This is a genomic window from Streptomyces sp. NBC_00212 (assembly GCF_045206365.1).
GTDB lineage: Bacteria > Actinomycetota > Actinomycetes > Streptomycetales > Streptomycetaceae > Streptomyces.
Genome location: NZ_CP108115.1, coordinates 120,760 through 141,872 on the forward strand (window position 1 = coordinate 120,760; position 21,113 = coordinate 141,872).

The window sequence follows — 21,113 nt, forward strand, 5'->3', positions numbered from 1 at the left end:
GCCCTAACATCCTTCGTCGAAGCGGCACCCAAGCCTGTAGTTCCTACCCGACGGCGGCTGCCCGACGGGGCCAACGGGACTGAAAATTCAGGTTCGCCACACAGAGCGTCGCCCACCTGCCTCTTCCAGCACGGGGGCATCGTGCACGTGTCGCGGAAATTCAGTCCCGTCAGTCCCTCTCCATGACTACACAAGCTTCTGGCCTGTGCAGATGGCGGGCCCCCTGTCAACGGGACTGAAGGCGAACACGTCGCCGAGCCCAGGTCACCCCCGCCGGGCCAGCTCCTTTCCGCGAAGGTTGGGTGCGTGTCCTGCTCGTGAGCCAGCCCCGGGTTGTCGCGCTTGCGCGCGGCTTCGGCTTGCAGCGCGGCGGCGCCTCGTGAAGAAATCAGTCGGCTCACGAAGCACGTGCCGAGGCACGACAGCTGTCAGGGAGTCAGCACGCTGCTTGTCATTACTGTGGAATCTGCAGGATGTCCGGCCACCAGGTGTACAACCGCCCGCCGGGGCTCAGTCGGCCAGCTCTCCGAGGAGTGCCCAGGTACGGCGCCGGTCGGACTCTCCGGCGATTTCCGTCCCCGAGAACACCACCTCCGTCGCTCCGGCATCCCGGTAACGGCGCACCTCGGCGGCGACCGTCCGCTCGTCGCCGATCACAGCCACATCGACGGCCCGCTGGCCGCCGGAGAGCCCGATGACTCGTGCGTAGGACGGGAACTGCTCATAGAACGCGAGCTGCTCGGCGGCTTTCTCCCGTACGGAGTCGACATCGTCGGTGACCACGCCGTGCACCAGGGCGACGATCCGGGGCGCGGGCCGGCCGGCGGCCTCTGCCGCCGCGGTGACTGCCGGAACGATGTGCTCACTCAGTGCGCGCGGCCCGGCCAGATAGGGCAGGATCCCATCGGCCAATTCACCGCTGGCACGCAGCGCCTGGGGGCCCATCGCGGCGACGAGCAGGGGCACGCCGCTTTCAGCGCCCGGCACGCGGGCGGGGATCGGTGTCGTCGCGGTGAGCAGTTCGCCGTGGAAGTCGGCGGTACCGGTCTCGGTCAACTGCCGCAGCGCGGTGAGGAATTCACGCAGACGCGCGATGGGCCGTTCGTAGGGGATGCCGAAGCCCGCCTCTGTCAGGAGTTTGGTGCCGAGCGCCAGTCCGAGATGGTAGCGGCCGTGGGTGGCCGCCTGGGCGGTCTGGGCCTGGCTGGAGACCAGCAGCGGGTGGCGGCCGAAAACAGGGATCGCCGACGTGCCAACATGCAGACCGGGTACTTCTCGCCCAACGACCGCCGCCAGCTGGGGTGAGTCCGCGCCGAAGGTCTGTCCGAACCAGGCCGACCGCAGCCCAGCAGCCGCGGCCTCGTGCGCGAGCCGCACAGAGGCATCGATCTGGTTGTCGGCGTCGATCGCGTTGAGCGCTACTCCTGTAGTCATGTCAGCGAAAACCAACAGCAGCCAGCCCGCATTCCGATCTCTGTGTGACAGCGCCGGACAGCGCCGACTGACCGAGCCGTACGCGGACGGCAGCATCCGCTACCGCAACGAGGCCAACCACCTGTGCCTGCTGTCCCCCGACGACGACCACGGCAGAGTCAGCCTCTACAAGTGCGAGGACATCACCACCGAACGCAGGAACCTGGTCAACCCCTGAATCCCGTCGTGCCGCCGGGCCATCGAACGGCTGGCCCTGCCGGTACGGCGCAGACCGCACCCGAGACACCCATCACCTGCACCGTCCCCGAGCTCAAGCGCTTCGCCCGGGTAGCCACCCGCTAGACAGCAACGCCGGGGGCGACGGGCGAAGTCCGGGACCGCGGCGCAGCGGCCGCCTCTGGGCCTGAGCCCCAAATACATGCAAAGGGCAGTAAAGTTGAGGGGAAGGGTCCTGCCGTATCCCCCGTCGGCAGGACCCTTCACACACCTCAGCTCGATTTTGACGGCAGAGCACCGTCCGGTCCTCGTCAGCTGCCGTCCCCGCCGCTGACCGTCTTCGCGCCCCGGCTCCACCAGCCGGTGCCTGCCGAGGCTGCCCCGCGCCCTATTTGAGGCCGAGCGCGGCCAGGGCGGTCGTCCAGTCCGTCGCGATCGCACTCTGCGCGGCAGCCAACGGGACCTTGCCGGAGCAGACGGCTGTGTGGAGTTTGGACTCGACGCTGTCCTTCGGGTTGTTCGGGCCGGCGCCCGCTTTGTGCCCGGGTGACGGCGGCTCCACCCACAGATTGCGGGGATCGTTGGGGTCGCCGCCCAACTCCAGGCTGACCAGATGGTATCCGGGGTCGAGTGGGGGTGCCGCTGAAGACGTCGACGATCGGCTGTGCAGTCGATCTGCACGCAACACGAGTGTTTATCCGGGGTAGTTCGCTCGCGACGGTGATGTTGTTGTCGATGCCGCCCCCAGCTTCCGGTCGCCTTCTACGCTCGATGGCATGGCTGTTCGGCAGCGTGTGGTGATCGGTGACGTGGTCACCTATGTCGTCCTTGACCGTCGGTGGCGGGTCGTCGAGCCGGTCGAGGAGTACCTGGAGTGCCTCCGGCAGGAGGAGTATTCGCCCCATACGGTGAGGGCCTATGCGCACGGGCTGGCGTGCTGGTGGTCCATGCTGGAGGGCCGCGATGTGGACTGGTCCGGCGTCGGGAGAGACGATCTGGCCCGGTTCAAGCGCCTGCTGCACGATCGGGGCACCGACTCGACGGTGATCACTCTGCGGTCGGCGGAGACCGCGGCCAGCAGCACCGCGGATGTGGGACTGACCTTGGTGCTGAGCTTCTACCGCTACCGCTACCGCGCCGCGGTGACCAGGGGCCCGCGGCGTGCTCGCTCTTGCATGCTGAAGGCTGACCCCACTAGCGATCAGACCGGGGCCTGGGCAGTCAGCGACGGCATCGCATGTGGACGCAGGACCATGAGCGAGCCTTCCAAGGTCGCCACCATGGCAAAGGGGAACCGGTCGACCTCAAGACAGAGCGCAACGTCATCAGGATGGACTCCTTGACGCACTCCCTCTGCCAGTTCGGCGGCGGCGCGCGACTCGGCAGCGCGGCGGAGGAACTCGGCAGCATCCGTCCCAGCCTCGGCGGCTCTGCGAGCGATGTATTGAGCGCACGCCAGATCTTCATCGGCCTGTCCATCGTCGCCAGTGACTACGAACGTGACGCTGTCACTCTTGCGTGTCCGCAAGAGCTGAGCTGTTGCCTCCGCCACCACGAAGCTGGCGCACAGCACCAGAGGCGCCTCCTTGACCGCAAGGGCGCCGACCGTCCCTGCCGTGGTCTTCTGCACGACGGTCCGTCCGCCAAGGTCAACAGACCGCAGCAGGCCCGGCGAGTTGACCATGCCGAACCCGGGTGCGGGCGGACCGTCCTTGAGCGCCACCCAATCCGGGTGGCGAGCCTTGAGCGCCAGGGCTTCGTTCAGCGACTCAGCAAGAACGATTTTTTCCGCCCCCTGGGCAAGGGCCCAGGCAGCCACGGTGAAGGCACGCATGACGTCGACCACTACCGCCACCGACGGGGCTTCGACCAGCTCCGCGATGCCAAGGAAACGAGTGTCCATTCCGGTCATGATCGCGCATGTCCGACCCGAAGCACCCGGAGAGTGATGCGCGGCACATCGGCGGCCTCGGAATGCAACACCTCCGGCTGTCGGCGTCGCGAAAATGGTCCACAACGACATGCCCGGGCACTCGAAGTCGCCCACGGCGAACTCCTCACGCCTCGGCGCATGTTGGAGAAAATGCCGTCAGCAGTTCCCACCTGAAAGATCAGTTAGGGGTCACTCGTGGCAGTTCACCGCCGTCTCGCCGCCGCCACTGTCGCAGTTGTTTTTGCCACCGCATGCGCTTCCTGCTCGAAGGACAAGCCGGCCGGTGACACGAAGCACCCGACACCCTCGTCGTCCACCCCAGGCGCTGGTCCCGGAGCAGCTGGCCCCGCGGGACCGCTGCCCCAGGGGCCGGGCCCGCAGACGAAGTACACCGTGCAGGCCCAGCCGGCGCCGGGCAGCTGCCACTACCGGTACACGGCGGACAAGCAGCCGCTGCCGGATACCAAGTGCACTCCGGGGGCCCGCAATCCGGCCGTCACGCAGGCGAATCTGAAGTCGACGATCTGCGTGCCTGGTTACACGTCGACGATCCGCCCGCCCGCCTCGGTCACCGGGGCGGAGAAGTCGGCGAACGCCAAGTCCTACGACTACACCGGGCCGATGAACGACGCCGAATACGACCACTATCTGCCCCTGAGCTGGGGCGGAGACCCTGATGACGCCCGAAACCTGTGGGTCGAGCCGCCGAGCCCCGACCACAAGCCCGGCAACGGCCCGAACAACCCGAAGGACATCGTCGAGGCGAAGGGCCACACGGCGGTCTGCTCAGGGAAGATCACGCTCGCCGCCGCACAGCAGGCCATCACCACCGACTGGACCACTGCACTCAAGACGCTCGGGCTCACGTGAGATGAGGGGGCGGGCCTACGGCCTTTACTGAGGTTTGACGCGTGATGTCGCTGGGTCGACGCCTTGAACTGCGAAGACGAGGGTTCGCCGCGCGGCATCATGCGAAGATCACCAGTAACGGGCTCTCCCGCATTGGTCGTGAGGCGTGTTGGCCTGGCTCCTGAGGGAAGGGCCCGCTTCGCGGAGCTGCGCTAGTAGTAGCCCTTCGTGCCGTCGAGCAGCTCCCGGACGATGTCCGCGTGCCCCGCGTGGCGCCCCGTCTCCTCGACGAGGTGGATCAGCATCCAGCGGAGGTTGGCGCTGCCGTCGCGGAAGTCGGGGTGGCGGCCGGCGTCGTCCAGGTCGGCCGCGGCAACGATCTCGTTGCTGCGGGCGCACTGGGCCTCGTACTCCGCGAGGAGCTCTGCAAGGGGGCGGCCGTCGGTGTGCCAGTCAGCGTTCTTGCTTGACTCGTCGAATGCGGGGTTCTGCTTCTTGTCGCCGCCGGCGAACAGTACTTCCAGCCATATGTGCTCGGTCCAGCGCATGTGGGAGATGAGACCGGCCATCGTCATGGCCGGTGAGGTCGGGATGACCGGGCGGCGCGCGTCCTCGTCGCTCAGCCCTTTGCATTTCCAGCGCAGGATCTGCCGCTGCAGGTCCAGCCAGCCGATGAGCGCGGTGCGTTCGTCCGCTTGGCGCGGGGGACGTTCCAGTTCCGATGACATGCCGGCGCACGCTACCAGGGCGGTCGGGAGGGGGCACCTGGGCGACGGGCTCTTCCGCGATTTACGATCTTGGTCACGGTTGGGGACATCGGGGTGCTACTGGTGATCTTTGCATGATGCCGCGAGGCGGGCCCTCCTCTTCGCAGTTCAAGGCGTCGACCCAGCGACATCACGCATCAAACCTCAGTAGTTGATAGCAAACTCCGCCGGGCCAGGCGTCTGTTCACACCACAAACCCGCGCTACACCCAAACCGCCGACGGCATGCCGCTCACGGCACCACCAGCACAGACTTCCTCATGCCGCGTCACGACGCCGGATAGAAGATGGTCGTACTCGGCGTCATGCAGAGCGCCGGTGTAGCCATACGACTTGACGCGCGACGCCGCCATCGGGCCGACGCGTGGTCGCCTCCCGGCGCGCGCAGCGGCATAGACCGAAGAACCGATCTTCTTCCCAACGACGCGAGAGGTCCCAGGTTGCGGTCTGTGAACCGGTCCGGTTCGGAACGTCTGCGCCGCTGTTCAAGAGGGTCATGCCCGGGGTGACCGACCGCGGCAACGGCACCGGGTGCTGACCGGGCCGCCAGCAACGCAACTTCGGCCGGCGAACACCGAGCAGCTGAAGCGGCTCGCCAAGTGCGATGTGCAACCGGCCGTACAGGCCCGCAATGCCCCGTCACCGAGCGGCGCGATGACGGGGAGTGCTGTGCGGAGGCGTTCACGCGGGCCCTGGCGGCCCTTGCGCAATACATCGAGCGGGAGCAGCGGAGCGTGGTTCCGCGCCAGCACACCGAACAGATCACCATCGGCGGCCAGGAACACGACGTACGACTCGGGGTATGGGTCTCCACCGGTGACATCCGGAAGCCACTGCCGCACCCCACAAGGTGAGCCGCTGCCGCTGCCCCACACCCCGAAGCGGCCCGCCAGATGAGCCCACGGGCCGTCGCGGAAGACCGAGGGTCAGGGCACGGGAACGAACGCGAAGTTCTGCGTGTCGGCCGTGCCGCATGCCTGGGCAAGAAAGGCGCGGGAGCGGGAGCCATAATTCGCGTAGTCCATGCAGGACGGCTTCCGGGCGATACGGGAGGGTTCTGACTTGATATGTCCGTCTGGGGTCGCGGTGAACTGCTGCGGCAACGCCGAGTTGCCGCACTTCTGCACCTGGTAGCCGGCAGGTCCATGCGGATTCCCGAAGACGGTGACGCAATCACCCGGCCGTGAGACGCTCTTGAGGTTCTTGGTGCCGGGATCGTAGGTGAACTGTTGCTCCGTGTTCACCCGATCGCACGGTCGCGGGATCAAGAGGTAGTCGTTCTGGATGCCACGACGCTCGACCGTTGCGCACTTACCCGGCTCGACGGCTGGAGTGATGGCGAACTTCGCCGGTGTCGGCGGGAACGGCGCGGCACCAGCCGGACCGGCCACCGCGAGCACGGTGGTGAGGGCTGCGACACCTGCCCCAAGGCGAGAGAACAGACGCTGGCGCAATGCTGTGGTCCTTTTCTCGTGTGCCGCCTGTCCTTGGCCCATCGCTACGAGTTGCAGACGCGCCGATGGATTGCGGTCTCTTCCGGTGCCGCTCATCACGAGGGCACCTGCAAGGAACAGTGAATCAGTCACCTCCGGAGCGCCGCTATCACTCACAACGGTGAACGAAGGCCTTCAGGAGAGCGGACCCTCCAGGATGTGCAGTCACGTAGTTACGCGAAGTTCCGCACCCGGCATCCGCGCCGCCCAGCCTGCACGCCGGCATCGCGGCGGCCTCGCCACGTCCCACCGCGGACCCGGTTGGTGACGAAGATGAGGACAACGGCGAGCAGCCGCCGTTGCCGGGCATCGACGATGCCGAAGACCAGGCGCTCATGAAGAAGGCGCCTCTATGGCTGGCGAAACGGGCCCTTGCCCGTGGCCGAGCTCGCCGAGATCGTCGTAGTCAACGACATCCGGGTGCCGTTGAGACCCGCCTCGGCCTCGCCGCGCGGTCATCCCGTGACCGCGCGATCCCAACTCGCCACGCCGGCCGTCCCCACCGCACTCGCTCACCCAAGACCCCACCCTCTCTTTCTTGATCATCGGGCGCAGGGGGACGGGCAGGAGGGCCCCGGCGTCGGAACCATCGAGAACACCTCCCAAGTCCGGCGCTACGTACGCGTCCTGCACACCTTCAACGCCGGCTGGAACTACCCCAACCCCTCACGCGACGAACTCTGACAGGTCAAACACTTCACTCTGCCGGAATGGCCTCGGCCACGGGGTGCATGGAAGGCCCCGCGGCAGTCGATGACCCGAGGCCGCCGGCCTGAATGCACTCCGCTGCCCCGTGCGTCCGACCAGGACGGAATTCGGTCGGCCTTTAGCGTGGGTCACAACGACCCCGGCCCACCGCCGCCAGGATCCCGGACCTTCGGAGGCACCACCATGACCGACATCTCTGAGCTCACCGGGGACTATCTCCTCGACCCCGCCCACACCCGGATCGGCTTCGTCGCCCGCCACGCCATGGTGACCAAAGTCCGCGGCGCGTTCCACCAGTTCGACGGCACTGCCCACCTGGACGGCGCCGAACCGGCCCGATCCACCGCCCACGTGGTGATCAAGGCCGAAAGCGTCGACACCGGCGTGGAACAGCGCGACCAGCACCTGCGCACCAACGACTTCCTGGACGTTCCCCACTTCCCCGACATCACCTTCCTCAGCACGTCGGTCGAGCCCCGCTCCGACACCGAATACCGCGTCACCGGCGACCTGACGATCAAGGACACCACCCGCCCGGTCACCATCGACTTCGCATACACCGGCAACGCCGTCGACCCCTACGGCAATCTGCGGGTCGGTCTGGAGGGATCGGTGACCATCTCCCGCAAGGAATTCGGCGTGACCTGGAACGCGGCCCTGGAAGGCGGCGGCGTACTCGTCGGCGACAAGGTCGTCCTGGAGTTCGACATCTCCGCCATCAAGCAAGGCTGAAGGCCGGGCACTTCGCGCCCCGGTCACGAATGAGGTACTTCGCTGGGCCCCGATGTCCTTCAGGTTCATGAACAGGTTCTTGGCGGGCCGGGTGATCCAGGCCCGCCCTCCCGCGCGTAGAACGGGTCTGGCACCGCTTCGATCGGGTGGTTCCGCCGGCCGCAGAGCTGCCCGGCGTCATAGGCTGACATGGGATTGGTGCTCCAGCGTCTGCAGCCTGTGGGACAGGCGATAGAGGTAGCGGACCTTGGTCCGCAGGATGCAGGGCTCGACGGGTTTGAAAACGATGTCCGCCACACCGAGTTCTTCGGCTTCGGCCGTCCAGGCGCCGCTGTGCGCGGCCCCGGTCATCAGCACGACGGGAATGTGCTGCGTCTGGTCCAGACGGCGCATGTAGCGGACGACTTCCAGCCCGCCGACATCCGGCATCAGTACGTCCAGAACCACGAGCGCGACGTTGCCGTGCAAGAGGGCCTTGAGAGCCCGCTCACCGCTCGCGGCCCGCTCCAGCGGACAGCCGAGCGGGGCAAGTGCGCTCGCGACGGCGAACAGGCTGTCGTCGTGGTCGTCGACCAGGAGGATCTTGGCTTCGTCAGCCATGTCTCGTTCACGCTCCCCGCGTGGCATCGAGTTCGAGTGGCCCCCCACCCGCTGCTGCCCAACCAAGGTCCTGGGACTCATCACCCCAGCGGCTGCGCCACATGTTGTCGCAAACGCTACCCGTCGGCGCCAGATCAACTTGGTACGTCAGCGAAGCCACGAAAGGGCCCCGACGGCAGATGAGGAGGGGACGCAATATACGGCGTGCCCAGGGCCCGGCATGTGCCGTATCGCGCACAAGTCCCTGCGCCCAAGGCTTCGGCGGCAGTGTCAGACTTCTTGTTCCTTCTGTAGTGATCTTGAGGTGACTTCGCATCCCCCAGACCCTGTAGCCGTCCGTATACCCCCACGTTCTGAATCTTCGAACGTGCCCCGGGCGGACGTCGCACTGGCCTGAGTTGCGTCACCCACCCCCTCCGTTTCCTGTCATTTCCCGAGCGCAGCTCTGCCGACTGCCCCAGGTCTCGTGCTTCCCGGCCCCGGTGCGGCTGACGGCGAGCTCTCCGATTCCTGAATCAGGAGTCCCACCGTGGTTTCCCCCGCGCTCGGCAGCGAGCCGAAGCACCCGGCTGCGCCCTCGGCTCACGCCGTATCCGGCACAGCATCCAAGATGACTTCGGCTGCCAGGATCGCCCTTGTGGTGGTCTTGGTCGTCGAGCTCATGGACGTCCTCGATCAGCGGTCGTCCTCACCGCTATCCCCACCCACCAGAGTCGCTCGGCGCCGGACCGGCCGCGGTGCAGTGGCTGACGGCTGGCTACGCGCTGCCCCTCGCCCTCGGGCTGATCACCGGCGGCAGGCTCGGCGACACGTACGGGCAGCGCAGGGTCTTCCTCATCGGCACCGCCGTGTTCACCCTCGCCTCACTGCTGTGCGGCATCCTGCCCATGCTGGCTCCCGTTTCTGTGGGGCCGACCGGTCCGGTCCCACGCCTTCGACGCTTTAGCCGTCTTCGTGCGACGGTCTCTCCAGCGGGAACAGGATCGGACTCAGCAGGTGGAGGCTTCGCCCCGGCGTGGGCTTGTTGTGCCCCTTGGACCTGATGGCGGCGAGGATCTCGTCGATCAGTTCGGCGAGTTCGTTCTGGTCGAGCCAGAGCGGTACCTGGGTGTAGCCCACCGAGTCGGCGGTCGGGTCGGCGTCGTCCCGGTCGAGGTAGGCGTTGAAGTCGGCGTGGAGGCCGGCCAGAGCGGCGGTGAAGGCGTGGCGGTGGTCGTCCAGGGTCATGGATGCAGCCTCGTCGGCGTCGATCACCGCACGTTCGCGGCGCAGGCGGTAGTGGCGTTCGACGGCGCCGTGTACCCGCCGCTCGTGGGTGACCTCCAGCAGTCCGGCGTCGGCCAGCAGGGCGACGTGCCGGTACACGGTGGTCTTGGGGACGTCGGGAAGGCTGGCGCACAGGTCGGAGGTGGTGCGCGTGCGCCCGCCCGACATGGCGTGCACGATGCGCAGCCGTACGGGGTGCAGGAGGAGGTCGAGCTTGTCCACGCACGTACAATCCCACATCTGCTACCGTTTCCAAAGTTGGGAACGCGTTGGGAGGAGTGAGCCATGTCCGAGCAGCCGTCCAAAGTCCGGCCCGAGGCTACGAGCGATGCCCCACCACCCCTGGGCCGGTTCTACGAAGTCGATGGCCGACGCCTGCTGCTGCACCGTGCGGGCAGCGGTGGCCCGGCCGTGGTCTTCCTGCCGGGCGGCGGAGGAGTCGGCCTGGACTACTGGAACGTCCACGAACGAGTCACCGAGCTCACCACCAGCGTGGTCTACGACCGCACAGGTACGGGCTGGAGCGACCGCGCCGAGGAGCCGCCCCGCTGCGCCGAGGTCACCGACGAGCTGCGTCAACTCCTGCGAACAGCTGGGGTGCCCGGCCCTTATGTGCTGGTCGGCCACTCCCTCGGCGGCCTGTACGCCCGCCTCTACGCGGTGCGCCACCACGGCGAGGTCGCCGGCCTGGTCCTGATGGAGACCGACCACGAGAACTACAGCTCCTACATGCCCCGGGAACTGCGCGAGCTGCGGGGTGCGTGGGACCCCGCCCAGGAGCTGCCCGACCAGATGCCCGAGGAGAGCGTCCGGCTCTACCGTCACCTGCTCGGGCAGATGATGGCGCACTGGCCCGAGGAAATCCGCGAGCCGCTCATCGACCGCCACGTCAGCCCAGAATGGATCATGGACGGATACAAGGTGCTGCCGCACCGCGACCGGTTCCTCGACGAAATGCGCCATGCCGGACCGCTGCCCGACGTGCCCCTGATCCTCCTCACCGCCATGGACATCGACGACTTCAAGAAAGCCGTCCTGATCGGCGAGTCCCAGGAACAACTGCGCCAGGAGATCGACGGAAAGCGACGCCTCTACACGGACCTGGCCGCCTCCGCCCCCCGAGGCGAGAACCGCCTCATCGAAGGCGCTGGACACGCCTCGATCCACTGGCGCCGCCCCGACGCCGTACTCCAGGCAATCACAGACCTCCTCGGACGATAACCGCCCTGCCGAGGGGAAGCCGGTCCGAACTCGGCCGCAGCAACCGCCTTCGTCGGCGGCAGTGACCGGAAGGGCAGTGCGTGAGCCGGTGTCGATGTTCAGGCTCGGGTGCCCAGCAGGTCGGTGAGGTGGCGCGGGAGGAGGCGGGCGCTGTCGCGGGCGAGGTCGAGGAACTCGCTGACGAGGGGGTGCGGGGCCGGGCGGGCGAAGACGGCCTGGGAGCAGAGGTGTTGGACGGTTGTGGCCAGGCCGTGTGCGGTGTCGTACAGGACCCAGCGGCGCGCGGCCCTCCCCCGGAAGGTGGTGCGGGCCGGTCCAGGCTTCGGGCAGCGGGCCGATCGCGACGTCGGCGGTGGCATCGGCCATGACGGCGGCGAAGTCGTCGAGGTCGGCGTATTCGTGCAGGACGACATCGACCAGCGGGTGGTGCTGGTGCCAGGCGGCCAGGACGGAGGGAAGCACGCCGAGGGTCACCGACAGCAGGGAGGCCAGATGCAGCTCGCCATGGGTCATGCCGGCGACGGCACGGGCGGCACCGGTCGCGCGCTGGGCACCGGCCAGGGCGTGGCGGGCGCCGGGCAGGAAGGCGCGGGCGGCGGAGGTTGGTGTCCTGTCGGCAGGTGCCGCCTGCACTGCCCGAACTGCCCGCTCGGACCACTCACTCGTACCACGGGGTGTGCGGCCTCGTGACGCGCTTGCCCCGCCGTCAGGTTGCCTCGTGGCGTCGCACGGACGGCACCGCCAGTACTACCGCGACTGCGGTTAGCTGCCACATCACACCGAATGCCAGCAGCCGGTCTGTCCCCGCGGCACCTGCCACCGGCCCGGCCAGCGCCAGCCCTAGCGGCCCCAGCGCGAAGGCGCCCAAGCTCCCGAACGCGCTGACGCGTCCGAGGACCTCGGCGGGGATCCCGCACTGGGTGACGGAGGTGAGCAGTGCGTTGCACGCCGCCGCCCCGACCCCTGCGGGGAGCGCGGCTGCCGCCACCCAGGCCAGCGGCAGCCGCGCGGCCAACGAGGCTGCCGGCAGCGCCCAGCACGCGGACGCGGCCATGGACCAGGCCAGTGCTCGACGCGGGTTCCTACCAAGCAGCGCCAGTCCGCCGCCAATCGACCCGATGCCGTACAAGGCCAGCACCACACCCCAGGAACTGGCGCCCCCGAGCCGCTGCTGGGCGAGGGTCGGCCCCAGCACCAGGAACGGCGCCCACAGGACGAAGTTGAACAGGCTGATGTGGAGGGTCGTGACCCACAGCCAAGTGCGGGAGGTGAACTCCTTCCAGCCGCGCCCCAGGTCGGCGAGCAATCCGCGGCGGCGCATGGCCGGCTGCGACAAGCGCAGCCCAGCCAGGGCGAGGGCGCTGACGCCATAGCTGGCCGCATCGACCGCGACGACTGTGCCGGCGTCAGAGACAGCGACGAGCAGCCCGGCCAGGCCCGGACCTGCGACCGAGGCAATCGCCTGGGCGATCTGCAGCAGCGAGTTGGCGTCCATGACCTCCTCCGCAGGGACCATTCCGGGCACCATGGCCGTCAGACCCGGGCTGAACCCTCCCTCGCCGATTCCGAGAACCGCCGCCAATGCGACCGCTTCCCAGATCCGCGCGCTATCGGTGAGCAGGAGCACGGCCAGGACGCCCTGGGCGGCAAATCGAAGCAGATCCGCCGTCAGCATCACCGACCGGGCTCCAAGCCGGTCGGTGAGCACGCCGCCGAGCAGCAGCACGGCCAGAACCGCCAGGATTCGCGCCGCCATCACCAGGCCGACGGCGTCGACCCCGCCGCCGGGCAGCTGCAGTACGGCGAAGGTCGTGCCGATCGTGTTCATCCCGGAGCCGAGCAGCGACGTGCCCTGGCCAACGAGGAGGCGGCGGAACCGGGAGTGCCGCAGCACGCGCAGACGGCGTGTTGCTGTCTGAGGTTCTGCAAGAGCGGATGGGCGGGTGCGAGGCGTCATGGCTCCGCAATGCTCCGCCACCGGTCTGCTCCCCACAAGGGTTCTCGAGAGAGAAAGTTGAGTCCCCTGCGAGCAATTTTGCTTCGCGGTCAACTGGCGCAGTAAATCGCGTCCATTTACTGCAACATGCCTGGTAGTAGGCTCTATTGTCGAAGACTGGCGTAGGCTTCAAGGAACTCATTTACTGCGGATGTGGCCAACATGATTCAGCACCGCACCGCCGGCGCGGGCGGGTCCCGCCCCGCACCCGTGGATTACAGCGCTGCGGTCGACCGCTACCTCGCCGCAGCCGATCTGGGCAGCGCCTCCCGCCGCGTCTACCGCATCTCCCTGTACGGGTGGGCCTGGCCGCTGGTCGACCGCCGGGCCCCGACCGGTCGCGAGCGCAGGGGCGCCCAGCCGCCCATTGCTCCACTGGCCCTGCTCGACGACCCGCAGGCCCCGGAACGACTTCAACGGGGACTGACCGACCGCGCCGCCGAGGCGCAACCACGCACGCTGGCCCGCGAATTGGCCTGCCTTCGAGCCGCGACCGCATGGTGGCAAGCCCGGGGCTGGATCACCGCCGACCCCGCGGGCGGTCTCACGGCGCCACCGCCACGGCCTGGACCGGCGCCCAATCCCGCATGGGATTGCGCGGCCCCCTCGGCGGCGGCTGCCGGCCCGGATCGGGCGCGCGCTGCTCTCGCTTTGCGCGCCCCGCTGCGGGAATTGACCCTGTGGCACCTCCTCCACGAATCAGGAGCCCCCGTCGAGCGGGTGCTCGCCCTCGACATCGACTGCCTCGACCTGCCCGGCCGACGCACCAGAGCGGGCACGGCCCCACCATTGAGCTGGGGATCGGGCACAGCGCGCCTGCTGCCGATGCTGCTGATCGGGCGTACTGCCGGGCCGGTATTCGTCACCGACCGCCGTGCGCCCGCCACCACGCCTTCAGCCGACCGCTGCCCGGTGACCGACCGAGGACGGCTCTCCTACCGTCGGGCCGCCGAACTGTTCACCGCCGCGACCAGACCACTCGATCCAAGCGGCCGCGACTGGACCCTGCTCGTCCTGCGCGACCGAACACCGCGGGCCGTGCCGACCCGCAGTCTTGCTGCCGAGCGGGGATGGTGACTGGCCGTGCCGGCGTATCGCGACAGCCCGGACAGCTTCCACATGAACCGCATTGGCCAGATGCATCACACCGAGTTCGAACGCACCGTCGCCACCCCGGCCAGACAGGACGGATACGTGATCATCCGAAACCGGGGTTGTGCTGGTTGCTGGCTGCGAGGTGGTGGCGCCGGGAGCGGGCGGGCATCAGGGGGTCGCCGAGGGTGTGGTGCGGGCCGGGGTGGTCGGCAAGCCAGGGGTCCGTAAAGTTAACTGGCTCTGGCTCACATCCGGTGGTAACGCACTGTTGCCGACTTCGCCCACTGCGCTGTTCGGACCCTGGTAGGGCGTTGACCTGGAGTTCATCGGCCGAGGCAGCGGTATGTCCGGGGTGATCGATCCCATGGAATGTGCAGCCGCAACGCCCATGCTCACATCCGTCCTGGCCGCGTCCGAGCCCGCTGTCCTGCAGGATGTTCAGATCGCGACATCAGGGGGAGGGGGTGACGTTGCGTTACCACCGGATGTGAGCCAGGGCCGTTGACGGTACAGACCCGGCGGCTTCGGTGAGCAGTTGTGCGTAGCGGGCGGGGATGCCCAGGTGCCGTTGGAGTCGGGTGGTGGGGTGGCCGTGGGGTGGCGAGGACCCAGGCGGTGTAGGGGCGGTTGAGGCTGAGTGCGTCCTGAACGAGAAGCAGGGGCGGATGGCGTCCATGGATCCGGCCAGCGTGCGGGCGGTGAACCAGTCTCCGTTGTCGATGAGCTGCTGACGGGCCTTTCGGGCGGCGGACCGATGCCGGTGCAGCATGGCAGCCGCCAGCAGGAAGATCGCGGCACCGGCGCCGAGCAGGACACCGCCGATAGTCGGGCGGTCAGCGGCGGGGGCGGCGTTGACCGCCACCAGTTCCAGCCCGGCCAACGCGATCACGCCCAGGATGGTGGCGCCCTCTCCGGTGCGGGGACGGGGAATGCGCAACATGCCGGTTCCTCCCGGTGCTGGATCGCTGTTAGGCGAGGGCCTGTCGGTCGGTGGGGTCGGACTGTTCGTCGTCTTCCAGGTGCCAGTGCAGGTCACGGATGTCGGGTTCCAGAGACAAGCGGGCGATGACCTGTTCCAGGGCGGAGGCCGCATCGCCGGTGACGGTGACGGTGGCGCGCAGGCTGGTGGTGTCCTGGCCATCGCGATGCGCCCGCAGCCCGGTGGGTGGCAGGCCGGAGGCGTTGAGGGCCTGTAGGAGCAGGGCGCGGATGCGGGGTTCGGCACGGCGTTCGCAGTGCAGGTGGACGGTGGCGCGGGCGGTGGTGTCCGGGTCGGTGCCGGCAGCCGGGGCCCGGTCCAGGAAGCGTCCGGCCGGTCGCAGGACCAGGTGGACGGCGAGGACGGTGAGGGTGCCCGCGATGGAGAAGGACAGGTTTCCGGAGGCGGCCAGGACGCCGACGGCGGCCGAGCACCACAGGGTGGCGGCAGTGTTGAGTCCGCGGACCCCGGCGCCGTCGCGGAGGATCACCCCGCCGCCGAGGAAGCCGATGCCGGAGACGACGTAGGAGGCGACCCGGGTGGGGCTGCCGGCGTCGCCGACCGCCTCGCTGTAGAGGACGAACAGGGTGGCGCCGACCGCGACCAGGGCGTTGGTGCGCAGGCCCGCCATCCGGGCCCGCCACTGACGCTCGACGCCGATCAGCGCGCCGCAGCCGGTGCCGACGGCGAGCCGGGTGAGGAAGTCGAGAGTGGTCAGGGAGTGCACCAGGCACCTCTTTCGTGACCGGAGCAGGAGGTTGAATCCCTCTGCACGGGGTGGGGCGGTGTGCTGCTGTTGTACCGGAGGGGTTAGGTGCGGGGTTCGAGAAACTCCAGGCGGTTGCCGAGTTTATCGAAGGCGTAGAAGCGGTCGTGTCCGGGGAAGTTGTCGTCCCAGGTCACCTCGTGGCCGTGCGTCTCCAGTCGTTTGGCGAGGTCGTGCAGTGATTGCACGAGGATGCCGGGGTGGACCTTGGTGGCGGGGCGGAAGTCGGCTTCCACGCCGAGGTGGACCTCCAGGCCGCCGCCACTGAACCAGCAGCCGCCCCGGGTGGCGAGCACCGGAGGCTTTGCCAGTTCGGTCATGCCCAGCACCTCGCCCCAGAAGGCACGGCACAGTTCCTCGGCGCCGGCGGGGATGGCGAGCTGGACGTGGTGCAGCGGGCCGATGCCGAAACCGGGGCCGGTGTTCTCGGCGGTCATGTGTGTCCTTTCTTATTGTCAGTGGTGTTCGTGGAGGTGGGCCGGGTCCTGCGGTGCCGTCTGCTCTGCCAAGTGGAGAGCCGTGGCGAGCAGGGCGGGGAGGTGCAGGTTGGTGGTGCGGTAGAGCATGTGGGTGCCACTGCGGCGTGCCGTTACCAGGCCCGCCGCCCGCAGCCGGGCCAGGTGCTGGGAGACGGCGGCGTAGTGCGCGCCGACAAGCTCCACCAGCTCCCCCACCGAGAGCTCCTGCTGTATCAGGGCCTGCAGCAGTCGGAGCCGGATGGGCCCGGCCACCGTCTTCAACACGGCCACCACCGCGGCTACTTCCACATCCGTGAGCGGCACGGCGAGTGTCAGGGGCGGGAGGAGGACGGCGTCAGGCTCCTGGACAGCATGCACGGGACAGCCTCCTGCCGGGTTCGTGTGCGCGGGTGCCGGGGGTGTGGTGCTGGTGCCAGTGCAGGTCGCGGACGTGGGGTTCGCGGGAGAGCTGGTCGACGAGATGGTCCAGGACGGTGGTCTGCGGGCTGTGCAGGGCGGCCGTCACCCGTAGATGGACGGTGGCCTCGTCGGGCCGGTCGACGTGGAGGGCCTCAAGGTGGGCGCCGGGCCGGCTGAGGGCCAGTACGCACAGCGCGCGGACCTTGGTCTCGGCTCGCTGGCCGCAGTGGACGTGGACCGTGGCGAAGGAGGAGAGGGGGGCGGCTGGTTGGCGGGGCCGCCTCAGGTACGTACGGGGCAGGAATCGCACGGGATACCTCTGGGTCGCTTCCCGTCGGGATGTGAAGGACGGGTACGGGTCAGTGGGATTCGGGATGGGGTCCCGGGATCCGCTGGGGGTTCAGGGCGTAGCCGACCTGGCGCACGGTGCGGATCAGGACCCGGTACTCGGGGCCGAGCTTGCGGCGCAGGCGGGCGATGTGGACGTCGACGGTGCGCAAGTCACCGGTGGCGGTCTGCTGCCACACCTGTTCCATCAGCCGCTGGCGGGTGTAGACCCGGTCCGGGTGGGCGGCCAGGTGGGCGAGCAGCTCGAACTCCATGCAGGTGAGGCCGAGTTGGCGGCCGCCCGCCGAGGCGCGTCGGGTGGCACAGTCGACCACGAGATCGCCGACCTGGTACACCGGCGTCCGCGGCGCCTCCGCGATCGCGGAAGTGTGCGGTTGCTGCGATGCGAGCCATCGCCGTCGACGCCCCCACGGCGCGGCGGTGGTCCCTTGGTCATCGTGGGTGCAGTGGGCCATGTGGTAGCTCAGGGCCATGTCGGTTCCTGTCGGATCGGTGGGGTGCCGCAGGGCAGGGGCAAGGAGTGCTGGCAGGGCGGCCGCCAGCGCAGTCCATTTGGACTGGGCGGGCAGCGGATTCCGCGCGTTGGGGCGGGATGGGTCGGGCGAGGGGCGCCATGCCCTTCCCCAGGGCGGGGAAGGGCATGACGGAGCCTCCCTTCGGGCTGTTCGGGCGGATTCGGGGTGCTAGTGCCAGGTGGCTTCGAGGTGGCGGCGGCCGTCGGGGCCGGTGACGGTGTGCCAGTGGGCGTGCGGCCCCACGTGCCGAGCGCGCGCCGACGGTGTGCGGGTGGCTGCCGGGGCGGGCAGGGCGTGCAGGACGGTGCTGTCCATCGGGCTGTCGGCGAGCCGGCGCAGGATGTGAGCAAGCCGGGCCTGCATGACGCCGGGCTTGCGGGCCGGGGCGTGGCTGATGAGCGGGATGTGGATCGCGGTCAGCAGGGACATGGGTGACTCACCTCCGGGAAAGGCGCGTTGCGCCGACAAGAAGCGGACGGTGTGGGGAGGAGCCGGTGGCCCCGGGCTGCTGGCGGGTACCGGCGGCTTGGGCGAGGCGTTCCACGGCGGGCAGCGGCAGGTCTGCGAAGCGGGCCAGCCAGTGGGCGTCGCGGCCCTGCCGGGCCAGCAGGTAGACCAGGTTGGACGCGCGGGTCGTAGACGGCTCGCCGGGGCGTGGGTCCTGGCCAGGCGGCCGGGTCATCCAGCAGGCAGGTGTGCTCCCGGCCATCGAACAGGGTCAGCCGCAGTGACGGGCAGGCGCACCTCGCCGGGGTGATCCGGCGGACGGCCGTGGCCGTCAGGTGGACCAGGCGACGCAGGACGTGCATTGACGGACTCTCCCTTCCCAGGAGGAGCGGGCGGCCGGGGCGGCGGCGCGGTTCAGCCGCCGCCCCGCGCGAGGCTTACTGGCCGAGTGCGACCTGGACGATCTTGATGACGACCAGGACCATCGCGATCAGGAGGTAGATACGCAGGGCGCCCATGCCGATCTTGCGGGTGGTGGACATGGCCGGCCTGGTGAGTGTCTCCAGGGGCGGCATCCGCCAGCCCTCGCGGCCGGTGCGGTCGATCGGGTCTTCCTTGGTGCCGGTGCGCCGCCGGGTGAAGGAGTACCCGGCCGCCAGGACTCCGGCCACCCCGCAGGCGGCCATGATGTCGAGGATCGCGTTCGCGGTGATGTCGGGGAACAGGACGGAGGCGGTCAGGATGACGGAGAGGGTGACCAGGACGCCGACGACCGCCGCGGTGAAGGCGTTGGTCTTGGGGCCGTTGACCCACGGGCCGAGGACGGCCTTGTCGTTGCAGAGCAGCAGCAGGAAGACGGATGCGGAGGGCAGCAGGACTCCGGCCAGGGTCTGCACGCCCTGGGTGAGCAGGCCGAGCGGGGAGCCGGGGATCAGTACGATCGTGGCGGCCACGGCCACCAGGCCGGCGTAGATGGCGTAGAAGCCCTTGGCTCCCTTGACCCCGCGGTGCAGTGAGTGCTTCATGCCGAAGACGTCACCGATGGCGTAGGCGGTGGAGAGCGAGACCGCGAAGGCTCCGATGATCGAGGCATCCAGCAGGGCCACGGCGAAGAGCACTCCGGCGACCTTGCCCGCGTGGGCCTCGATGCCGGCCGCGACACCGGCGGTGTCGTCGAAGTTGCCGAAGGCGTTCGTTCCGGCGAACGCGGCGGCGGCCATGCCCATGACCGCGGCGGCGCCGATGATGACGATGGCGATGCCGATCCACAGGTCGGCCTTCTCGTACTTCATGAAGCGCGGCGTGATCCGCTTGTCGATGACGTACGACTGCTGGAAGAACAGCTGCCAGGGAGCCACCGTCGTGCCGACGATGCCGATGATCAGCAGCATCACCGTCGCCAACTCACCCGATCCGCCGGGCATGTTGGGCACCACGAAGTCGTGCGCCATCTGCGAGGAGGCCGGGTGAATGATGAAGTACAGCGGAACCAGCAGCAGCGATCCCGCGCACAGGAAGATCGCGGTGCGCTCGAACCGGCGGAAGGACCCGGTGAACGCGGAAGCGATGATGACCGCGGCGGCCAGGATCACCGACGCCACCTTGGGCAGCCCCAGATACCCCGCGGCCAACGTGATGCCGATGAACTCGGTAACGAGGGTGAGGGCGTTGAGCAGGAACAGGTCGATGACCGAGAAGGCACCCCAGAACTTCCCGAACCGCTCCAGGATCAGGCGGGCGTGCCCGACGCCGGTGACCGCGCCGAGCCGAAGCACCATCTCCTGGTTCACATAGAGCACCGGGACCAGCAGGAGCAGGGTCCACAGCAGGCTGGTGCCGTAGTTCTGTCCGGCCTGGCCGTAGGTGGCGAACGCGCCGGCGTCGTTGTCGCCCACCATCACGATCAGGCCCGGACCGACTATCGCGAGCAGGGTCTTGAGCTTGGCCGACAGGCCCCGGCGCTCGCCGTGGTCGTCCAGCTTGATGGTGCCGAGCGCGCCGCGGATGTCGCCCACGTGCGCGTCGTCCAGGACCGCGCTGCGCGGCGCCGGTACAGGCGTCTGGTCGGTGATTACATCGGTCATGGCAAAAGCCCCCCAAATCCCCTGGCAGGGATCGGTATTGAAGGCGCGCGGCAGCCATCTCCCCTGCGAGTGCGCAGCCCGGGCTCCCGGCACGGCGAGGCCGCACGGGTGCCTGGGGAAAGGGGGGCGCGATTGCGCGCGGGAGAGGTGGTTACCGCGTACCGGAGGTCGAGCAAGACATACGGATACGGGTCGCGGGCCTACTGTGGCCCGGACTACTGCAACTGCAGTCCATGTCTCTCGCCTCCTCCCGGTCGGGGCGCACGCGGGCGCCGGACGACACGGCAAGGAGCGGACCCGCCCCGGGGGAGGGTTCACCCCAACTCGTCAGAGCTTTGGCACTGCACGGCGTAATCCCCCTGCAGGGGAAGCCACTTGGGGTCACCCCTTATGTCGGGGAGACCTGTCCTGACCCTGGGCGTCTCTCGACGTCGTGGGGTCAGTGGCCTGTGTCCGTGCAGACGCCTCACCGAACGAGGTGCCTTCTTACGTTTCGAACCTCCAGAAGCATAAACCCATACTTGCACGATCACGCAACCACTTGACGAAGTCTTGACTCGGGTCGGACCTTATGCATACGCGCCGACCGTGCGCCGTGTCACACTCCACGTCATGCCCGTTCTCGAACCTGATCCCCCGCGCCCGCAGAGGCGGTTGCTGCTCCTGCTCGGCCTGATGCTCGCCGTGCCGGCCCCGCTCGCCGTCGTCGCCACCATCGGCGCCCGGCTCGGCTGAACCCCGCAGGCCACACCCCATCGGCCGACCCTCTTCGAGAGCGAGGCGGGAC

General features: G+C 68.6%; 25 protein-coding genes, 2 pseudogenes and 1 riboswitch. Of the genes and pseudogenes, 9 read left to right on the forward strand and 18 right to left on the reverse strand.

The genetic code is table 11. The annotated features are described in order from the left end of the window. Nucleotides 1-510: 510 nt before the first annotated feature. Nucleotides 511-1,434 (reverse strand): LLM class F420-dependent oxidoreductase, encoded by a 924-nt coding sequence (locus OHA17_RS00635; protein WP_406503007.1) that lies wholly within the window; start codon nucleotides 1,432-1,434, stop codon nucleotides 511-513. On the opposite strand from OHA17_RS00635, the gene OHA17_RS00640 reads away from it, so the two are divergent. Next, the gene (locus OHA17_RS00640; RefSeq protein ID WP_406503009.1) at nucleotides 1,433-1,651 is read left to right on the forward strand and encodes a hypothetical protein; all 219 of its coding nucleotides are present in this window, start codon (nucleotides 1,433-1,435) and stop codon (nucleotides 1,649-1,651) included. The genes OHA17_RS00635 and OHA17_RS00640 overlap by 2 nt on opposite strands. A 387-nt stretch (nucleotides 1,652-2,038) precedes the next feature. Here OHA17_RS00640 and OHA17_RS00645 read toward each other — a convergent pair. Beyond that, a pseudogene (locus OHA17_RS00645) lies at nucleotides 2,039-2,266 on the reverse strand (hypothetical protein); the annotation flags it as partial. A gap of 160 nt (nucleotides 2,267-2,426) precedes the next feature. Here OHA17_RS00645 and OHA17_RS00650 point away from each other — a divergent pair. After that, nucleotides 2,427-2,702 (forward strand): annotated as a pseudogene (locus OHA17_RS00650) (site-specific integrase); the annotation flags it as partial. Nucleotides 2,703-2,851: 149 nt separating this feature from the next. Here the strand turns inward: OHA17_RS00650 and OHA17_RS00655 are convergent. Further along, on the reverse strand, nucleotides 2,852-3,553 hold the full coding sequence (locus OHA17_RS00655; protein ID WP_406503011.1) for a 2-phosphosulfolactate phosphatase: 702 nt from the start codon (nucleotides 3,551-3,553) through the stop codon (nucleotides 2,852-2,854). A 423-nt stretch (nucleotides 3,554-3,976) separates the two neighbouring features. On the opposite strand from OHA17_RS00655, the gene OHA17_RS00660 reads away from it, so the two are divergent. Further along, on the forward strand, nucleotides 3,977-4,453 hold the full coding sequence (locus OHA17_RS00660) for a hypothetical protein (RefSeq protein WP_406503013.1): 477 nt from the start codon (nucleotides 3,977-3,979) through the stop codon (nucleotides 4,451-4,453). Nucleotides 4,454-4,644: 191 nt separating this feature from the next. Here OHA17_RS00660 and OHA17_RS00665 read toward each other — a convergent pair whose 3' ends face one another. Further along, on the reverse strand, nucleotides 4,645-5,160 hold the full coding sequence (locus OHA17_RS00665; protein ID WP_406503015.1) for a DinB family protein: 516 nt from the start codon (nucleotides 5,158-5,160) through the stop codon (nucleotides 4,645-4,647). A 964-nt stretch (nucleotides 5,161-6,124) separates the two neighbouring features. After that, a complete protein-coding gene (locus OHA17_RS00670; RefSeq protein ID WP_406503017.1) occupies nucleotides 6,125-6,748 on the reverse strand; it encodes a ricin-type beta-trefoil lectin domain protein in 624 nt (207 codons plus the stop codon). 315 nt (nucleotides 6,749-7,063) lie between these two features. On the opposite strand from OHA17_RS00670, the gene OHA17_RS00675 reads away from it, so the two are divergent. Next, complete coding sequence (locus OHA17_RS00675; protein ID WP_406503019.1) at nucleotides 7,064-7,375, forward strand: hypothetical protein; 312 nt, start codon at nucleotides 7,064-7,066, stop codon at nucleotides 7,373-7,375. A 207-nt stretch (nucleotides 7,376-7,582) separates the two neighbouring features. Beyond that, nucleotides 7,583-8,131, forward strand: a complete 549-nt coding sequence (locus OHA17_RS00680; protein WP_406503021.1) for a YceI family protein — start codon at nucleotides 7,583-7,585, stop codon at nucleotides 8,129-8,131. 177 nt (nucleotides 8,132-8,308) lie between these two features. Here the strand turns inward: OHA17_RS00680 and OHA17_RS00685 are convergent, their stop codons facing one another. Further along, nucleotides 8,309-8,731, reverse strand: a complete 423-nt coding sequence (locus OHA17_RS00685; protein WP_406503023.1) for a two-component system response regulator — start codon at nucleotides 8,729-8,731, stop codon at nucleotides 8,309-8,311. A gap of 737 nt (nucleotides 8,732-9,468) precedes the next feature. On the opposite strand from OHA17_RS00685, the gene OHA17_RS00690 reads away from it, so the two are divergent. Beyond that, nucleotides 9,469-9,774, forward strand: coding sequence for a hypothetical protein (locus OHA17_RS00690; RefSeq protein WP_406503025.1), 306 nt, complete (start codon nucleotides 9,469-9,471; stop codon nucleotides 9,772-9,774). Here the strand turns inward: OHA17_RS00690 and OHA17_RS00695 are convergent. Beyond that, nucleotides 9,674-10,219: a helix-turn-helix domain-containing protein gene (locus OHA17_RS00695; protein WP_406503026.1), complete on the reverse strand. Its 546-nt coding sequence runs from the start codon at nucleotides 10,217-10,219 to the stop codon at nucleotides 9,674-9,676. The two genes, OHA17_RS00690 and OHA17_RS00695, sit on opposite strands and share 101 nt — an antisense overlap. Nucleotides 10,220-10,282: 63 nt before the next feature. On the opposite strand from OHA17_RS00695, the gene OHA17_RS00700 reads away from it, so the two are divergent. Beyond that, on the forward strand, nucleotides 10,283-11,218 hold the full coding sequence (locus tag OHA17_RS00700) for an alpha/beta fold hydrolase (RefSeq protein ID WP_406503028.1): 936 nt from the start codon (nucleotides 10,283-10,285) through the stop codon (nucleotides 11,216-11,218). Between the two features lie 98 nt (nucleotides 11,219-11,316). Here the strand turns inward: OHA17_RS00700 and OHA17_RS00705 are convergent, their stop codons facing one another. After that, nucleotides 11,317-11,577, reverse strand: a complete 261-nt coding sequence (locus OHA17_RS00705) for a hypothetical protein (protein ID WP_406503030.1) — start codon at nucleotides 11,575-11,577, stop codon at nucleotides 11,317-11,319. Nucleotides 11,578-11,924: 347 nt separating this feature from the next. Then, nucleotides 11,925-13,112, reverse strand: a complete 1,188-nt coding sequence (locus OHA17_RS00710) for an MFS transporter (protein WP_406503032.1) — start codon at nucleotides 13,110-13,112, stop codon at nucleotides 11,925-11,927. 264 nt (nucleotides 13,113-13,376) lie between these two features. Between OHA17_RS00710 and OHA17_RS00715 the strand changes: the two genes are divergently transcribed. After that, complete coding sequence (locus tag OHA17_RS00715; RefSeq protein ID WP_406510604.1) at nucleotides 13,377-14,291, forward strand: hypothetical protein; 915 nt, start codon at nucleotides 13,377-13,379, stop codon at nucleotides 14,289-14,291. Between the two features lie 493 nt (nucleotides 14,292-14,784). On the opposite strand, the gene OHA17_RS00720 is transcribed toward OHA17_RS00715, so the two are convergent. From OHA17_RS00720 to OHA17_RS00760, 9 genes are all read right to left on the reverse strand, one after another. Further along, on the reverse strand, nucleotides 14,785-15,249 hold the full coding sequence (locus OHA17_RS00720) for a hypothetical protein (RefSeq protein WP_406503034.1): 465 nt from the start codon (nucleotides 15,247-15,249) through the stop codon (nucleotides 14,785-14,787). A gap of 28 nt (nucleotides 15,250-15,277) precedes the next feature. After that, nucleotides 15,278-16,015, reverse strand: a complete 738-nt coding sequence (locus OHA17_RS00725; protein ID WP_406503036.1) for an MgtC/SapB family protein — start codon at nucleotides 16,013-16,015, stop codon at nucleotides 15,278-15,280. 83 nt (nucleotides 16,016-16,098) lie between these two features. Continuing rightward, the gene (locus OHA17_RS00730; RefSeq protein ID WP_406503038.1) at nucleotides 16,099-16,491 is read right to left on the reverse strand and encodes a glyoxalase; all 393 of its coding nucleotides are present in this window, start codon (nucleotides 16,489-16,491) and stop codon (nucleotides 16,099-16,101) included. Between the two features lie 18 nt (nucleotides 16,492-16,509). Then, entirely contained in the window at nucleotides 16,510-16,890 is a 381-nt protein-coding gene (locus OHA17_RS00735) for an ArsR/SmtB family transcription factor (protein ID WP_406503040.1), read from the reverse strand. After that, entirely contained in the window at nucleotides 16,868-17,242 is a 375-nt protein-coding gene (locus OHA17_RS00740) for a hypothetical protein (protein WP_406503042.1), read from the reverse strand. The genes OHA17_RS00735 and OHA17_RS00740 overlap by 23 nt, the downstream gene beginning before the upstream one ends. Before the next feature lie 49 nt (nucleotides 17,243-17,291). Next, nucleotides 17,292-17,753, reverse strand: coding sequence for a winged helix-turn-helix domain-containing protein (locus OHA17_RS00745; protein WP_406503043.1), 462 nt, complete (start codon nucleotides 17,751-17,753; stop codon nucleotides 17,292-17,294). A gap of 210 nt (nucleotides 17,754-17,963) precedes the next feature. After that, nucleotides 17,964-18,224, reverse strand: a complete 261-nt coding sequence (locus OHA17_RS00750) for a hypothetical protein (protein WP_406503045.1) — start codon at nucleotides 18,222-18,224, stop codon at nucleotides 17,964-17,966. A 7-nt stretch (nucleotides 18,225-18,231) separates the two neighbouring features. After that, nucleotides 18,232-18,477, reverse strand: coding sequence for a hypothetical protein (locus OHA17_RS00755; RefSeq protein WP_406503047.1), 246 nt, complete (start codon nucleotides 18,475-18,477; stop codon nucleotides 18,232-18,234). 202 nt (nucleotides 18,478-18,679) lie between these two features. Continuing rightward, the gene (locus tag OHA17_RS00760) at nucleotides 18,680-20,326 is read right to left on the reverse strand and encodes an NRAMP family divalent metal transporter (RefSeq protein WP_406503049.1); all 1,647 of its coding nucleotides are present in this window, start codon (nucleotides 20,324-20,326) and stop codon (nucleotides 18,680-18,682) included. A 311-nt stretch (nucleotides 20,327-20,637) separates the two neighbouring features. Then, a riboswitch (M-box (ykoK) riboswitch) is annotated at nucleotides 20,638-20,811 on the reverse strand. A gap of 127 nt (nucleotides 20,812-20,938) precedes the next feature. Between OHA17_RS00760 and OHA17_RS00765 the strand changes: the two genes are divergently transcribed. Continuing rightward, on the forward strand, nucleotides 20,939-21,061 hold the full coding sequence (locus OHA17_RS00765; RefSeq protein WP_406503050.1) for an SGM_5486 family transporter-associated protein: 123 nt from the start codon (nucleotides 20,939-20,941) through the stop codon (nucleotides 21,059-21,061). The last annotated feature ends 52 nt before the right edge of the window (nucleotides 21,062-21,113 follow it).